Source organism: Mycobacterium sp. TH-M103 (assembly GCF_057473785.1).
Genome location: NZ_JBYCLG010000028.1, coordinates 1 through 15,723, shown reverse-complemented (window position 1 = coordinate 15,723; position 15,723 = coordinate 1). Strand labels below are relative to the sequence as shown.

Genomic DNA, 15,723 nt, shown 5'->3' with positions numbered 1-15,723 from the left:
AGGGTGGACTCTCGATGAGGCCCTACTACGTCACGACGGCCATCGCGTATCCGAACGCGGCGCCGCACGTCGGTCACGCTTACGAGTACATCGCCACGGACGCGATCGCCCGGTTCAAGCGGCTCGACGGCTTCGACGTGCGTTTCCTGACCGGAACCGACGAGCACGGCCTGAAGGTCGCCCAGGCGGCCGCGGCCGCCGGCATCCCCACCGCGCAGCTGGCGCGTCGCAACTCGGAGGTGTTCCAGCGCGTCCAGGAGGCACTGAACATCTCCTTCGACCGGTTCATCCGCACCACCGATCCCGACCACTACCGCGCCTCCCAGGAGATCTGGCGGCGCATGTCGGCGGCCGGCGACATCTACCTCGACAACTACTCGGGGTGGTACTCGGTGCGCGACGAACGGTTCTTCTTCGAGGCCGAGACGCAGCTGCTCGAGGACGGGACCCGCGTGGCGACCGAAACCGGCGCCGCGGTGATCTGGACCGAGGAGCAGTCCTACTTCTTCCGGCTGTCGGCGTACGCCGAGAGGTTGCTGGCCCATTACGACGCCAACCCCGGCTTCATCGCCCCCGAGGTGCGGCGCAACGAGGTGGTCAGCTTCGTCTCCGGTGGGCTGGAAGACATCTCGATCTCGCGAACCTCCTTCGACTGGGGGGTGCCGGTGCCCGACGATCCGGACCACGTCATGTACGTCTGGGTCGACGCGCTCACCAACTACCTGACCGGCGCGGGCTTTCCCGACACCGACGCGGAGTTGTTCGGCCGTTACTGGCCGGCGGATCTGCACATGATCGGCAAGGACATCATCCGGTTTCACGCCGTCTACTGGCCGGCGTTCCTGATGTCGGCCGGGATCGAGCTTCCCCGAAGGGTTTTCGCGCACGGGTTCCTGCACCACCGCGGCGAGAAGATGAGCAAGTCGGTGGGTAACGTCGTCGACCCGGTGGCGCTGGCGCAGAGGTTCGGGGTGGACCAGGTCCGCTACTTCCTCTTGCGTGAGGTCCCGTTCGGCCAGGACGGCAACTACACCGAAGAGGCCATCGTCACCCGGATCAACACCGACCTGGCCAACGAGCTGGGCAACCTGGCCCAGCGCTCGCTGTCGATGGTCGCCAAGAACCTGGGCGGCGTCGTCCCGGAGCCCGGCGAGCCGAGCGCCGCCGACACCGAGTTGCTGACGATGGCCGACGGCCTGCTGAAGCGGGTGCGCGCCGGTTTCGACTCCCAGGCGATGCATTCGGCCCTGGAGGCGATCTGGCTGATGCTCGGCGAGGCCAACAGGTATTTCTCGGCCCAGCAGCCGTGGGTGCTGCGCAAGAGCGAATCCGAGGCGGACCGGGCGCGCTTTCGGGCCGTCCTGTACACGACGTGCGAGGCGGTCCGCATCGCGGCGCTGCTGGTGCAGCCCGTCATGCCCGAGTCGGCGGGAAAGCTGCTGGACCTGCTCGGGCAGGGCGAAGACCAACGGCATTTCGCCGCCATCGGCTCCCGGCTGGTCCCCGGCACGGTGCTGCCGGCGCCGGCGGGGGTGTTCCCGCGCTACCAGCCCGTTTCCGAACCCACGTAGCCTGCCCCTAGGTCGCTTCGGCCACCATGGCGTCGACGGCGGCAGCATCCGGCTGCGCGTGACGCAGCGCCTCACGGGCGAGGAATTGGCGGAAGTACGCCAGCGCGGCCTCGTCGACGATGCCGACGAGCAGCAACTGCCACATCCGGCCCGTTCGCCCGATGAGGTCCTCGTCGCGGCCTTCGGCACGAACCAGGCTGGAAAGCAGGCGGGTTCCGAACATGGAACCGACGACCGACTCGCCCAGTTCCACCGGGTCGAGGTCTGACCGAAGGTCCCCTTCGGCGGTTGCCCGTTGCGCCTCGGCGGACATCAGCTCCACCAGGCCCGTGCAGAAGCTGGCCGCAGCGTCGTTGAATCCGCTTAAGGCACAGGTCAATTGCTCGGCGGCACGGGCCGTCTTGTCCAACCGAACCACGTTCGCGATCGTGAACGTACCGTGGATCATGTTCTCGAGCGCCGGCGACGAGGCCCCGCACACGTTGCGGAACGCACCCAACAGCGTGTCCGATCCCTCGTCGATGATCGCCGACGCCAGCGATTCCTTGGAATCGAAGTGGTGGTACAGGGCCCCCTTCGTCATCCCCGTCCGTTCGATGATCGTGCCCCAGGCGGCGGCGGCGTAGCCCACATCCCCGAACACGTCGATCGCGGCATCGAGAATCTTCCGGCGGGTGGCTTCGGATCGAACCTGGCGCGCCATCGCTCCTACACCTCCGGAGTTCCGCGAATCTGCAGAGATTCCGAATCTCGGCGTCTCGTCTCTCGCTGCAAAGGACCCAAGCCTAGCAACTTAGCCTAGCGAAGGTCTCGATCGGGTGGATTCGCCGTGTCGTTCAATTCGACTCGACCCCACCCAGGCGGGACTGGATGGCGAGCGCCGTACGCCGCCTGACGAATTGGTTGAAGTAATCGATCCTATCGGGCTGCAGTATGCCGATCAGCACCAGCGACCAGCTCTTCTCCAGGTCGAGCAGGAACCGCTCGGGTTCGTCGAGGTTGCTGGTCTGCCGCAGGCCCATGTGCAGCGACACGATGAGCCTGCCCACATCGCACGGGCTGCAGCGTTTGTCGACATCACCGTCGGCGATCGCTTTCTGGACGACCACCGAGAGGGCTTGAACCCAGCCGTCGAACAGTCGCTCCTGCAGCCCCTCGGCCCGCCCGACCGACTCGAGCAGGTTCAGCCCCGCTCTGACCCTGTCCATCTGGGTGTCCTGGGCGGCCAGCCGGTAGGAGAAGTCGATCAGCGTCTCGAGGCCCGACAGGTTGCGGGACAGCAGGTCTTCCACGGCGACGGTCCCCGCGACGGTCTGGTCCTCGATGATCGCGACGGCCAGCGCCAGCTTGGAACGGAAGTGGAAATACATCGCGCCCTTCGTCAGTTCGGCTTCGGTCAGGATGTCGTCGAGGCCGACGTCGTGATAGGCCCGCTGCGCGAACTGATGTGAGGCGGCTCGCAAGATCTGCCGCCGAGTAGCGTCCGCGCGCCCGTCCGGCGCGCTGTCCGTCATGGGACGGGGAGGCGACACTATGCCGGCCCGTCGGCGGGGCGACCACTGCGCAAACGGCGGTTCTCGGATTGGCACCGGCCCCGCCGAGCACCGACCGCCTTTTGGTACACGATGCCCTCGTCGGCGGGCCACGCTGGCAGCAGGCGCTCACCGGCGCATTGGACGCCTTCAAGCCGCTTCTGAGGTTGGCAGTATGCCCTAATGCCCTGCTTTTCAACGGTAATGACCAAAGCTCCCTGCTGCAATAACTTGTAGTTGGTTGTGGATTTTATAACATACTCCGCGTATGTATACGCATTATGCATGTGTTTGATAGTTTCGGCCAGCGTCGGTGCGGCGCACCGTCTGGCGTGCAGTGCCGCACCCCGCTACGCCGCAGCTTCGCCGGCGATAAGGCGATCGAGAGCCCCTTCGGGGTGCACTCGCTCGATCAGCGGGCGCGAGTGATCAGCCGTTGCCGCCCGGAGTCGTGCCCTCGCGCGGAATGTCGAGGGTGGCAATCGGATACATTCCCGACCCGTCGCGGCCGTCGCGGGCCAGCGCCATCGGCGCGTAGTTCACCACGTGCGAGCCGCCGGGCTTGTGCTGCTGCCAGTCCACGGCGGCACGCAGCGTATAGTGCCCCGGCGCCAGGCCGGTCAGGTCCACGTGAACGGACTCGGTCGACGACGCCGGCACCGCCTCCTCTCGCGATTGACTGGAGTCGTCGTGGACCAGGGTCTTGAGGTCGACCGTCGCCGGCAGGCTCCGCACCACCGCCCCGGTGAAGTCCACCAGCCGGTAACCGGGAACCCAGTGCTCGGTGGCGGCCGCCGAGCCATAGTTCGTCCAGGCGACCGAAATGCTGGCCACGGCGCCGCGAACGGATTGCGACCCCGGCTGGGCCTCGACCGAATAGCGATAACCAGCGGACGAATTGGCTTGCGCCCAGAGCAGATACAGGCCATGATCCATCGCCGTCCTAGAGTCGCGGTCGGGGAAGCCGGTACTCGACGTCATCGACACGTGATACCTGACCACGTCGTGCAGGCCCTTCTCGTAGTAGGACCGTGGGTCGGTTCCGTCGGGCAGCTTGCACCATTGGGCGATCACGGGCGCGGAGACCAGCCGCTGCTTGAGCGCCGCAACCACGGCATCCCCGGTCTGGACGTAATGGGAGTCGCCGGAGTCCGCCCACGACGGGAGCGGCGATTGCACGCCCAGGCAGTCCGACCGGATGCCCACCGGCCCGGACAGCTTCCTGGTGACGTCGTCGGCGAGCAGCTGGCGCACGATCTCGGGATTCTGCGGGGCGACCACCAGTTGCGTGTGCGGGAACGCGGCCACGTTCGCCTCGACCAGGCGCCGGATGGCCGTGGCGGTGATGCTCTGATCCCGGGACTGGCTGTAGTAGCCCAGTGCGGCCATGCTGTCGCCGGGGGCCGGCCCCGGCGCCCCCAGCGCGTCGCGCACATAGTCGATCTGGTTCTCCCCGAAGTCGCCGTATCCGGAGAACTCGAACACGCTGAGCCGCTCGTCGCCGTCGTAACGGCGGCCGAGCGCGCCCAGGAGCTGCGTGAACGCGTCCAGGTAGCCGGCGTCGTTCCAGTTCGGCACCACCTGCGTCACCCCGGGCGCGGAGCCGTTCGGCCGCCCGGGGTAGGAGGTGGCCGCGGGGCGCATCCAGTCGGGGATCGCGATGTTCGTGTTGTCGGGGTAGGAGCTCCCGCAACAGGAACTGAACGCGTACACGCCGAGGATCAGCCGCATGTTGCGGTTCGCCAGCTTGGTCAGCGCGTCGTCGATGGCGCCGAAGTCGTACTTGCGGTCGTCGGGAGCGTCCGGCGGAAGAGTGCGCGGATCGGTGGGCTGCAACTGCCGCCACGACACGCGCAGACTGGCGTCATAGGACGCGGGCCACCCCGAATACCGCTGCTGCGCGGGGTTTGCTTGCGGGAAAAGAGGGTTCAGCAGAGTCTCGTACTGGCCGCGCAGCGGATTGGGGATCTCCTGGACGCTGGGCGGTATGGCCGGACTGACCATGGCCGACAGCGGCCCGGGATCGGGGTGGCCGCCACAGCCGGCCAGCGCCAGTGCCGTGCACGCGACAACGACCGACACGCCAATTCTCGACAACAAACCGTACCTCGACACCAGGATCAGATCGCGCCCGCCGACAGCGCCTCGCGGTCGGCGACGCGTCCGGGCACCCCCACCGTCACCCGGATGCTCACCGAGGGGGTGATCACGTGCCCGCCGATGGTCATGCGCTCGCGCAGCATCGTCACCAGACGCCGGGCGAAGGCCTCGGCGGTCGCGGCCACCATCGGCCGCTCGGGAATGATGACGAACTCGTCGCCGCCCAGGCGGGCGATCATGCCGTCACCCGCGCACACGCGCATGCGTTGCGCGAACACCTTGATGAACCAGTCACCCGCGGCATGGCCGAGGCCGGTCAGGTCGTCGTGCTCGGCCAGGTAGCGCAGCTTCTCCTCGGCGGCGATGCGCGCCTGCAACTGCGCGAACAGGGCGGCGACCGCCTCGAGGGTGCTGATCTCGCCCTGCTTCCACTTCCTGGCGCCGAACCTGACGAACGCGAGCACCCCGGTGGTCGCCTCTCCGGAGACCAGCGGCGCGGCGGCGACGGACGGCCAAGCGGGCACCCGGGTCGCGTTCGCCCCCGTGGCCTTCACGAGGAGGGCGGCAACCGAGGTCACGACGAGATCCGGGTTGCGCGGCACGGGCTCCTCCGATACGAAGCGCATGTCCCGGCTGGCACCGGGCGCAATCAGGGCGGTGGTCGTCTGCAAAGTCGCTACCCCCGATGCGCAAACGTACCGGGCGCGCCTACTTTCGGCGTCTGTCTGGCGGGGTACGTCGGCGCGGGGGCCGGTCACGGATTGGCGTAGCGCAGCCTAACACGCTCAACCCGCGCAGCTAGAGGGATATTTTTGCCGCCCACGCGCCTCGGCGGCACGGCGACGACCGAGATGTCCGCCTCGTCTGCGGGCGACCGGCGACGGACGTCCACGGGGCGCGAAGCGGCCGTTCTGTCAAGCTGGGGCGGTGCGAATCGACCGGCTCGGCGATCTCGGCGCCGCACCCCGGGTGCTGCGGGCGATCGGCGACGCCACCGGCCGGCTCGGCCTGCCGCCGCCGGCCGCGCTGACCGGCGACTGGTTCGGCGCGGCGGCGGTGATCGCGCCGAGTCTGTCGCTGCAACCCGTGGACGGCGCCGACGCGTTCGCCGTCCCGCAGGACCACCGCGCGCAGGATCCCGACGCGGTGGGCGGCGGCTGGATCGGATACCTGTCATACCCGGACGCCGGCGCCGACGGGCGAGGAAGCCGGATCCCCGAGGCCGCCGGCGGTTGGACCGACTGCGTGCTGCGCTGCGACCCGGACGGGCGGTGGTTCTACGAGAGCCTGTCCGGTACGCCGATGCCGGACTGGCTCACCGCCGCGCTGGCGGCGCCCCCGGCCCGGACGCGCGGCTGCCGGATCGCCTGGGACGCTGCCGACCGGGACGCACACCGCGGCGGGGTGCTGGCCTGCCTGGACGCGATCCGCGCGGGCGAGGTCTACCAGGCGTGCGTGTGCACCCAGTTCACCGGGACGGTCGCCGGGAACCCGCTGGACTTCTTCGTCGAGGGCGTCGCGCGTACCGCCCCGGCCCGAGCGGCCTATCTCGCCGGACCATGGGGCGCGGTGGCATCGCTGTCCCCGGAGCTGTTCCTGAAGCGGCGGGGGTCGGTCGTGACGTCCAGCCCGATCAAGGGCACCCTGCCGCTGGACGCCTCGCCGTCGGCGCTGCGCACGTCGGTCAAGGACGTGGCCGAGAACACCATGATCGTGGACCTCGTGCGCAACGACCTGGGCCGGGTCGCGGTCGTCGGCACGGTCACCGTGCCCGAGTTGCTGGTGGTGCGGCGGGCGCCGGGCGTGTGGCACCTGGTTTCGACGGTCTCGGCCCGGGTTCCCGCCGGGTTACCCACGACGGCGTTGCTGGACGCCGCCTTTCCCCCGGCCTCGGTGACGGGCACCCCGAAGCACCGCGCGCGCCAGCTGATCTCCCGATGGGAACAGCGGCGACGCGGAATATATTGCGGCACGGTGGGCTTGGCCTCCCCGATCGCCGGGTGCGAGCTCAACGTCGCGATCCGCACGGTCGAGTTCGACGCGGCGGGCGGCGCCGTGCTGGGCGTCGGCGGCGGGATCACCGCCGACTCCGATCCCGACGGGGAGTGGCAGGAGTGCCTGCACAAGGTGGCTCCGATCGTCGGGATGCCACGCATCCCGGCCGCGGCGCCGGTCGGACGGTAGCTAAACGGCCCGGGCCCCGCCGGTGAAAATCCGGGTAACCTGCACGCCAGTGGCCTCGAGCGCCTAAGCTCGAGCCATCGGCCCGCGCTCGGCGCGTGTCGGCTGTTCTGGAGGGGTCTGTCATGAGAATCGCTGTCCTCGGTGCCGCCGTCGCCGCGCTCGTGGGCGGGACGCTGGCGGTCACGCCGGTGACCAAGGTGAGCGCGCCCTTGCCGGCGGGGGAGGTCTGCAACGGCGCGGGGGGCGCCGGATGCGAGAAGCTGGCCTCAGTCCTCATGCCCGAGGCCCCGAAGCCGATTGCGCGGGCCCCCGAAACCTCGCCCTTTTCCGAGGCGGGCAACGTGATCGCCCCGAGACCGGCGCCCGAACCCGGCGTGCCGTCGGCCGATAGCGAAGTGCCGGGCGGCCCACCCGGCGGATTGGTCGGTGGCGGCGGCGCATCGGGCATCGGCGGGGGCGCCACGCCGGCCGCGGGGCTGGGCGGTGTTCCCGACGTCGGGCTCGGCGGCATCCCCGACCCGTACGAGGTCGCACCCATGCTGCCCGGCCTGGCCGGAGTCGGCGGCCTGGCCGCCGTCCCCAACAGCGCGGCCGTCGCCGTGTCGGTCGCGCAGGGCGTCGTCGGCGTCGGCGGCAGCCTCGTCGGCATCGGCACAGGCCTGGTGGGTACCGTCGAGTCCGCCGTGATCGCAGTCGTGTTCCTGAAGAACGCCGGCCTCCTGCCGAGCAACATCGGCCTGCCCTCGGTTTCGCTGCCGTCGGTGGGCTCACTGGGCGTGCCGGGCATCGGTGCGCCCAGCCTGACGACCGCGGCGGCCGCGCTCCCCGCGGTGGCGTCCATCCCGGGCGCGGCGGCGGTCCTCCCGGCGGTGGGTCTGCCCTCGGTGGGCCTGCCCGCGGCCCCCGCGCTGCCCGCGGTGGGTCTCCCGGCGGCCCCCGCGCTGCCCGCGGTGGGTCTCCCGGCGGCGCCCGCCCTTCCCGCGGCGCCCGCCCTTCCCGCGGCGCCCGCCCTGCCCTCGTTTCCCCAGGTCGGTCTACCCGCGGCGCCGGCGCTGCCGGCGCTGCCCGCGGTCGGTCTGCCCGCGCTCCCGGCGGTCGGCGTTCCGGCGCTACCGGGCCCGCCCGCCATCCCGCACCCGCGATTCTGCACGCCGTCGATCGGGCCCATCGGGGCGTGCACGCCCTGACCGGCTCAGCCGTTCCGGGACCGCAGCAGCGCGTCATAGAGCTGGCGTGAGCGCACCCCCGGGTGCGCCGCCGCCACCTCGCCGCAGGCGTCTTTGACGCGAACACCGTCCGCGACGAGTTCTTCCACCCGCGTCACCAGCGCCGGCAGGTCGGCGCGGGGGATGGCGCCGGCCAGCACGACGGTGATCTCGCCGAGTACACCGTCGGCCGCCCAGGCCGCCAACTCCTCGAGCGGCCCGCGCACCACTTCCTCGTGCACCTTGGTCAACTCTCGGCACACCGCCGCCGAGCGGGCGCCGCCGAGTTCCTCGACCGCGTCGCGCAGGCACGCGGCCAGCCTGCGCGGCGACTCGAAGAACACGCATGTGCGGGGCTCGTCGGCCAGCGACGCCAGCCAGGTCCGACGCGCCGAGGCCTTGCGTGGCGGGAATCCCTCGAAGCAGAACCGGTCCGAAGGCAGACCGGAGACGGCCAGCGCGGTGGTCACCGCCGACGGCCCGGGCAGACACGTCACCGGCAGGCCCGCCTCGACGCACGCCACGACCAGCCGGTAGCCGGGATCGCTGATCACCGGCATGCCCGCGTCGCTGACCACCAGCACGGTCGCGCCTGACTTCACCTCGTCGACCAGGGCGGGCACCCGCTCGGCCTCGACCTGGTCGAACAGGCTGATCACCCGGCCCGCGATGCGCACCTCGAGCGCCCGGGCCAACTTCCGGACCCGGCGGGTGTCCTCGGCGGCCACCACGTCGGCGCGCGCCAGGGCGTCGGTCAGCCGTGGCGACGCATCCGAGGGCTGCCCCAACGGGGTCGCGCCGAGCAACAGCCGACCGTGGGTCATGCCCCACAGCCTACGATCGACACCGATGACCGCCCCGCCCCGCGAATCCTCCCTCGCCGACCGGGGGCGTGTCGTGCCCGTCGTCAGCCCGGGACGGCTGGTCCCGCTCGCGGACTTCGGGCCGACCGACCGCGTCCGCGGCTGGGTCGCGACGGGCGTCATCACGCTGCTGGCGACGGTAAGCCGGTTCGTGAACCTGGGCTCGCCGACCGACGCCGGCACGCCCGTCTTCGACGAGAAGCACTATGCGCCGCAGGCCTGGCAGATGCTGCACAACAACGGGGTGGAGGACAACCCCGGCTTCGGCCTGGTGGTCCATCCCCCCGTCGGCAAGCAGGTGATCGCGCTGGGCGAGGCGATCTTCGGCTACGACGGCGTGGGCTGGCGGTTCAGCGGCGCGCTGCTGGGGGTGGTGCTGATCGCGCTGGTGACGCGCATCGTGCGGCGGATCAGCCGCTCGACGCTGGTCGGTGGCGTCGCCGGGTTGCTGCTCATCTGCGACGGCGTCAGCTTCGTCACCGCGCGGACCGCGCTGCTCGACGGGATCCTCACCTTCTTCGTGGTGGCGGCTTTCGGCGCGCTCGTCGTCGACCGCGACGAGGTGCGCCGGCGGATGCACGTCGCGCTGCTGGAGGGCCGCAACGCCGAGACCGAGTGGGGTCCGCGGCTCGGGGTGCGCTGGTGGCGCTTCGGCGCCGGGGTGTTGCTCGGGTTGGCATGCGGGACGAAGTGGTCCGGTCTGTACTTCGTCGTGTTCTTCGGCGCGATGTCGTTGGCGTTCGACGTGGCCGCACGGCGTCAATATCAGGTCACGCGGCCCTGGCTGGGGACGGTGCGCCGCGACGTGGTGCCCACCGGCTACGCGCTGGGGCTGATCCCGATCGCCGTCTACCTGGCCAGCTACGCACCGTGGTTCGCCTCGGAAACCGCGATCGACCGGCACGAGGTGGGTCAGGGAATCGGCCCCCACTCGGTGGTGCCGCTACCCGACGCCGTTCGCTCGCTGTGGTACTACACCGCCAAGGCGTTCCAGTTCCATGCGGGCCTGACGAACGCCGCCGGCAACCACCACCCGTGGGAGTCCAAGCCGTGGAGCTGGCCGATGTCGTTGCGGCCCGTGCTCTACGCCATCGACCAGCAGAACGTGCCCGGCTGCGGGGCGCAGTCGTGCGTCAAAGCCGAGATGCTCGTCGGCACGCCCGCCATGTGGTGGCTGGCGGTACCGGTACTGGTCTATGCGACGTGGCGCACGGTCGTGCGCCGGGACTGGCGTTACGCGGCAGTTCTGACCGGTTATTGCGCGGGGTGGCTGCCGTGGTTCGCCGACATCGACCGGCAGATGTACTTCTTCTACGCGGCGACGATGGCGCCGTTTCTGGTGATGGCGATCGCACTGATCTGCGGCGACATTCTCTATGCCCCTGGGCAGGGCCGGGAACGCCGCACGCTCGGGCTGATCCTGGTGAGTTGCTACGTGGCCGTGGTGGCCACCAACTTCGCCTGGCTGTTCCCGGTGCTCACCGGGCTGCCCATCTCGCAGCAGACTTGGAACATGGAGATCTGGCTGCCCAGCTGGCGGTGAGTGCGCGATCGTTCGCGCCGCGATTGCCGTGGGGGCCGTGATCCGGGCCGGCCCACAACCGTGGCGGCAATCTCGGCGCCGGCAGCCTAGACGGGATTGCGGGCGACGGGACAGGACATGCAGCGGGGGCCGCCGCGGCCGGTGCCCAGCTCGGAGCCCGCGATGGTCAGCACCTCGATGCCGGCGTCCTGCAGACGGGTGTTGGTCTGGACGTTGCGCTCGTAGGCGACGACGACCCCGGGCGCCAGCGCCAGGGTGTTGTTGCCGTCGTCCCACTGTTCGCGTTCGGCGACGACGGGATCCAGGCCGGTGTCGATGACCCGCAGCTTGTCGATGCCCATCGCCTTGGCCGCGGCCTCCAGGAACGGCGCCTCGTCGCTGATGGTCACCCCGTCGGGTGTGCGCTGGATGGTGAACGCCGAGAGCGAGTCGACGATGTTGGCGTACATCACCACGGTGTCGGTGTCGACCATCGTGCACACGGTGTCCAGGTGCATCTGCGCGCGCCGCTGCACGATCGGCACCGCCAGCACGGTGGTCGCCAGGTCGTCGTCGAAAAGGCTGCGCGCCAACGCTTCCGCGCCGGCCGGGGAGGTGCGTTCACCGACTCCGACCGCGAGCACGCCGGGGGCGAGCAACAAGACGTCACCGCCCTCGACGGGCGCGGTGCGCGACTCGTAGGCCCGCCGCACCCCGGTGAAGCGTGGGTGGTGCGCGTAGATGAGGTCGGTCAACGAGGCCTCGCGCACGCGCGCCTGCAGCGCCAGGGTCGGGATGACCACCCGCGGCCCGATCCAGATCGACGAGTCGCGGGTGAACAACAGGTTGGGCAGTGGGTCGATGACGAAGTCGGACCCCTGGTGCATGCGCAGCACCAGCGACACGTCGGTGCGGGTGTCCGGCGGCAGCTCGCTGAACGTCATCCCGGCCATCAGCACGTGGGCCAGCTTGCCCGGTTCGAGGCTGCGCAGGTGGGCCGAAAGCTCTTGCGCCAGCGGAACTCCCAACCGGCGCGCGTCGACCGCGGCGGCCACGCCCTGCATCCGGGCGGCCCCGCTGTGGTTGAGCGCCTCGGTCAGCAGGTCCGACATCAGCAGCACCTCCACACCGCGGTTCCGCAGCAGTTCGGCGAACTGGTCGTGTTCCTCCTGCGCGCGCGCCACCCACGGCAGCCCGTCGAACAGCAACTGGTCGACGTTGCGCGGGCTGAGCCTGCCCAGTTCGGCGCCCGGGCGGTGCAGGATGGCCACCCGTAGCGTGCCGACCTCGGAATCGGTGCCCAACTCAACAACGCCCACAGACCAACCGTAGCGGCGCTGCGATCCGGCCACACATCCGCCGCGCCGCCACCTGTTCGAACGTGCGTGCGATAAACTGGGCGGCGTGGGGATCGCGGTTCAGGGCTCGCTTTTCGAGCACACCGAGCGCCGCCACCTCGGCGACGGCGCCTTCGTCGAAATCCGCGCCGGCTGGCTGGCGGGCGACTCGCCCGACGAGGCCGGCCTGTTCGACGCCCTGCTGAGCACCGTGCCGTGGCGGGCCGAACGCCGCCAGATGTACGACCGGGTGGTCGACGTGCCGCGGCTGGTGAGCTTTCACGACCTGACCATTGAGGATCCCCCGCACCCCGTGCTGGGGAGGCTACGGCGGCGGCTCAACGACATCTACGCCGGCGAACTCGGCGAGCCGTTCACCACGGTGGGACTGTGCTACTACCGCGACGGCTCCGACAGCGTGGCCTGGCACGGTGACACGATCGGGCGCAGCAGCGCCGAGGACACCATGGTGGCGATCGTCAGTCTGGGCGCCACCCGCACCTTCGCGATGCGGCGCCGCGGCTCAGGTCCCCAGGGCCCGTCGTTGCGGCTGCCGCAGGCGCACGGCGATTTGCTGGTGATGGGCGGGTCATGCCAGCGCACCTGGGAACACGCGGTGCCCAAGACTTCGTTGCCCGCGGGTCCCCGAATCAGCATCCAGTTCCGGCCCCGCGACGTCCGCTGACCGGCTCAACTGCGGACCGCGGCCACCGCCTTGACGAGCAGGTCGCGGGCGCGATCGGTGTCGACCGGGGCCACCGGCTGGTCGGGGATGACCAGCGGGTTGGCGATGACGATCACCTGGTAGTCCCCGAACTGGGCCGAATAGTCGTAGAGCTCGCCGGTGCGAGCCGCCCCGGCGACCACCGCCTGCAGGACGCGGTGGGTGCCCAGGGTGTGCACCCCGTCGATGTGCGGCGCGTCGACCACCTCGATGCCGCCCCGCAGCTGGGGCCCGGAGAACGCCACCTTGGCGCAGTCCTTGCCCGGCTCGGCGAGCGGCACCGGCGCCGAGGTCTCCACGGCGATCACGACGAACCGGTTGCCCTTGCCCTCGGCCGAGACGGCGGCCATATTGCCCTTCAGGTCCGGCGGCATGTCCGGGCCGACGGCCACTTTCGCGCAGTTGGCGGGATCGAAGCGCAGCCCCGCCGGTAACTTGCGCGACTCCAGCAGCAGCGGATCGATCCCCCTCTCGCTGGTGTCGTTGACGGTGAAGTCGGGCCCGAAACTCGACTTGACGGCGGAAACCTTGCCGATGTCGGCCTTCATCGAGGCGTCCGTACCCGATGAGCAGCCGGCAAGCACGCACACACACGCGGCCGCGGCCCACAGCTTCAACATCGTGGTCAATCTACCCAAGGCCGCCGCTCAGCCGCGCAGCGTGGACACCGTGGTGACGAGCAGGTCGGCGGCGAACTGCGGTGGCAGCGCCGGAAGCGCCGAGCCGGGATCGGTGACCAGAGTCGTGAACGCATAGCACTCGCCCAGATAGGCGATGAAAGTGTATGCCCGCGAATCGATCTGAGTTCCCGACTCGACGGAGGACTTGAGGTCGGCCACCATTCCGAGGGTTTGCGCCCCGTCGACGTGCGGGGCCGCGGTGAGGTGCACGCCGGCCGTGGTGTGGGCGGCGCTCATAGTCCACTGACCGCAGGCCGCGACGAGATCGGCGGCGGGGCCCACCGGCCCGGGCAGCGTCACCACGACGGCGTCGACGATGCCCCCCGGACCCGAACCGGACACGCCCTGGGCGGACCGGCCCCGCCCCGTGCCGGGGTCGGCGAGCGCGGCGCAGCGCGCGGGCCTGGCCCGGATGTCAGCCGCGTTCGCCGTCAGGCCCCACGTCAAGTCGGGTGCGGCGTCACTCGCAATGCCGCCGGTCACCTCGTAGCCGGGCGGAAAGTCGCGCACGATCCGCTTGATGTGGGCGGGGTTGATGGTGGCGCCGGGCACCGCGGGGGGCGGCGACGTGGCCGACGGGCCTGGCGCCGGCGACGTGGCGCACGCGGTCGCCAGCAGGGTGAGCGCGGGAACCGCCGCCCTGCCGATCCGGAACGACCGCATGCGGTGTTCCTACCACGAAAGTCCGTTTCGTCCGGGCATTCCGGGCGCCTAGCCGACGGCCTCGATCACCTGGCGGGCGACGCGGCTGATCTGATCGGCCATCGCGCGCTTGAGGCCCACGTCGCGGCGGCGGGGCACGTCGATCACGGTGGCGATGACTCCGACGTCTTCGCGCTGCCAGACCGCGCCGTAGTGGTCCATGATGGCACGCATCGCCGAGTTGCCGGAAAGCATTCGCGCCGAAAATCTTTCGACTCCGTTGAGCCTCGCGGCGATGGACAGCGCACCGATCAGGAAGCTGCCGATCCCCCGGCCCTGATAGTCGTCGGCGACCGTGAACGCGATCTCGGCGACCGTGGGGTCGTTCTCGTCGCGCACGAAACGCGCGTCCGCCACCGGGTCGGCCCCGTCGGTCACCACCCAGACGAAGTGGTCGACGTAGTCGACCTCGGAGAGGTAGTGCAGCAACGCCGGGCTCGGAACCCGGGCCGTCATGAACCGCCGGTACAGCGTCTCGGCCGAATAGTGGACATGTCCGCGCACGGTCCGTTCGCTGTCGCCGGGCAGAACCGGGCGCAGCAGCAGGCGAGTTCCGTCGCGCAACCGGATCGGGATCGGCGTGATAAATGCGGCGAGGCGTTGGCGCACCATGCGCAGCAACCGGTCCATGATCCCGGGAATGTGCACCAGCCGGGCGAATGCGTCGCCGTCGCCGATCCAGCCGGTGAGGGCTTCGACGGTGGTGACCGTCGCCGTCCGCGGGATGTCGCGCAGCAGCGCGATCTCGCCGACGATCATGCCGGGGAGGGCGCTTTCCCGGATCACCACGCCGTCATCGCCGACGTGTTCGATCTCGGCGCTGCCCGAGGAGATGAGCAGGAACGACACCGCTTGCTCGCCCTGCCGCATCAGCACCTGACCGCTGGCGGCACGCAGCGGCTGCACACTGGCCGCCAGCGGCCCCAGGTCCGCGATGGGGCATCCCTGGAAGATCTCCATGCCCACGAGCTCTTCGGCTCGCGCACCCGTCAGTTCGGCCACTGCGATGTCCTAGGGGTCGCGGAGCGCGGGCGGCCGCGACGGCGCGCCCGCACTGCTGTGAACCTGCCGCTTGTCCTTGCGCCTCCCCCGACCTTCACCCGCCCCAGTTCGCGGCGCGATACCACTCAGGCTATGGCCTCCGATCAGGATGCGGCAACAACCGGTAGCCGCACACCGGCAGGCCTGCGCCAATTAAAAAACTGCGTTCACCAACGGTGAGGTTCTCTTTGGCGTGGACACGTCTTTGTCCTCGGCCGGGAGGCACGTCGGGGCCGCACGCCCATTGGCGCAATTGTCGGAC

13 protein-coding genes and 1 pseudogene are annotated in these 15,723 nt (G+C 70.2%); 5 read left to right on the top strand and 9 right to left on the bottom strand.

Translation table 11 applies throughout. The features are described from left to right. Nucleotides 1-14: 14 nt before the first annotated feature. A complete protein-coding gene (gene metG / locus AC2VOR_RS01270; protein ID WP_486963056.1) occupies nt 15-1,571 on the top strand; it encodes a methionine--tRNA ligase in 1,557 nt (518 codons plus the stop codon). Between the two features lie 7 nt (nt 1,572-1,578). On the opposite strand, the gene AC2VOR_RS01265 is transcribed toward metG, so the two are convergent. The 4 genes and pseudogenes from AC2VOR_RS01265 to AC2VOR_RS01250 all read right to left on the bottom strand — a co-directional run. Continuing rightward, a complete protein-coding gene (locus tag AC2VOR_RS01265; protein WP_369737258.1) occupies nt 1,579-2,274 on the bottom strand; it encodes a TetR family transcriptional regulator in 696 nt (231 codons plus the stop codon). 133 nt (nt 2,275-2,407) lie between these two features. Continuing rightward, nucleotides 2,408-3,085, bottom strand: a complete 678-nt coding sequence (locus tag AC2VOR_RS01260) for a TetR family transcriptional regulator (protein ID WP_369737257.1) — start codon at nt 3,083-3,085, stop codon at nt 2,408-2,410. Between the two features lie 447 nt (nt 3,086-3,532). Continuing rightward, nucleotides 3,533-5,185: a hypothetical protein gene (locus tag AC2VOR_RS01255; RefSeq protein WP_369737255.1), complete on the bottom strand. Its 1,653-nt coding sequence runs from the start codon at nt 5,183-5,185 to the stop codon at nt 3,533-3,535. 50 nt (nt 5,186-5,235) lie between these two features. Beyond that, nucleotides 5,236-5,730 (bottom strand): annotated as a pseudogene (locus AC2VOR_RS01250) (diguanylate cyclase domain-containing protein); the annotation flags it as partial. A 400-nt stretch (nt 5,731-6,130) separates the two neighbouring features. Here AC2VOR_RS01250 and AC2VOR_RS01245 point away from each other — a divergent pair. Together AC2VOR_RS01245 and AC2VOR_RS01240 are read left to right on the top strand one after the other, a co-directional pair. Next, nucleotides 6,131-7,387: an aminodeoxychorismate synthase component I gene (locus tag AC2VOR_RS01245; protein ID WP_369737254.1), complete on the top strand. Its 1,257-nt coding sequence runs from the start codon at nt 6,131-6,133 to the stop codon at nt 7,385-7,387. A 122-nt stretch (nt 7,388-7,509) separates the two neighbouring features. Continuing rightward, nucleotides 7,510-8,574 (top strand): hypothetical protein, encoded by a 1,065-nt coding sequence (locus AC2VOR_RS01240; RefSeq protein ID WP_369737253.1) that lies wholly within the window; start codon nt 7,510-7,512, stop codon nt 8,572-8,574. A gap of 5 nt (nt 8,575-8,579) precedes the next feature. Here the strand turns inward: AC2VOR_RS01240 and rsmI are convergent, their stop codons facing one another. Continuing rightward, on the bottom strand, nt 8,580-9,416 hold the full coding sequence (rsmI, locus tag AC2VOR_RS01235) for a 16S rRNA (cytidine(1402)-2'-O)-methyltransferase (protein WP_369737252.1): 837 nt from the start codon (nt 9,414-9,416) through the stop codon (nt 8,580-8,582). A 25-nt stretch (nt 9,417-9,441) separates the two neighbouring features. On the opposite strand from rsmI, the gene AC2VOR_RS01230 reads away from it, so the two are divergent. Then, complete coding sequence (locus AC2VOR_RS01230; protein WP_369737250.1) at nt 9,442-10,998, top strand: dolichyl-phosphate-mannose--protein mannosyltransferase; 1,557 nt, start codon at nt 9,442-9,444, stop codon at nt 10,996-10,998. 86 nt (nt 10,999-11,084) lie between these two features. On the opposite strand, the gene arcA is transcribed toward AC2VOR_RS01230, so the two are convergent. Continuing rightward, nucleotides 11,085-12,296, bottom strand: coding sequence for an arginine deiminase (arcA, locus tag AC2VOR_RS01225; RefSeq protein WP_369737248.1), 1,212 nt, complete (start codon nt 12,294-12,296; stop codon nt 11,085-11,087). 85 nt (nt 12,297-12,381) lie between these two features. Between arcA and AC2VOR_RS01220 the strand changes: the two genes are divergently transcribed. Further along, complete coding sequence (locus tag AC2VOR_RS01220) at nt 12,382-12,999, top strand: alpha-ketoglutarate-dependent dioxygenase AlkB (protein WP_369737246.1); 618 nt, start codon at nt 12,382-12,384, stop codon at nt 12,997-12,999. 5 nt (nt 13,000-13,004) lie between these two features. On the opposite strand, the gene AC2VOR_RS01215 is transcribed toward AC2VOR_RS01220, so the two are convergent. From AC2VOR_RS01215 to AC2VOR_RS01205, 3 genes are read right to left on the bottom strand one after another with little or no spacing between them, the layout of a single operon-like run. Then, the gene (locus tag AC2VOR_RS01215; RefSeq protein WP_369737245.1) at nt 13,005-13,658 is read right to left on the bottom strand and encodes a DUF5642 family protein; all 654 of its coding nucleotides are present in this window, start codon (nt 13,656-13,658) and stop codon (nt 13,005-13,007) included. A gap of 27 nt (nt 13,659-13,685) precedes the next feature. Beyond that, on the bottom strand, nt 13,686-14,381 hold the full coding sequence (locus tag AC2VOR_RS01210) for a DUF5642 family protein (RefSeq protein ID WP_369737244.1): 696 nt from the start codon (nt 14,379-14,381) through the stop codon (nt 13,686-13,688). Nucleotides 14,382-14,429: 48 nt separating this feature from the next. Further along, nucleotides 14,430-15,380, bottom strand: a complete 951-nt coding sequence (locus AC2VOR_RS01205; protein WP_369741462.1) for a GNAT family N-acetyltransferase — start codon at nt 15,378-15,380, stop codon at nt 14,430-14,432. Nucleotides 15,381-15,723 lie beyond the last annotated feature (343 nt).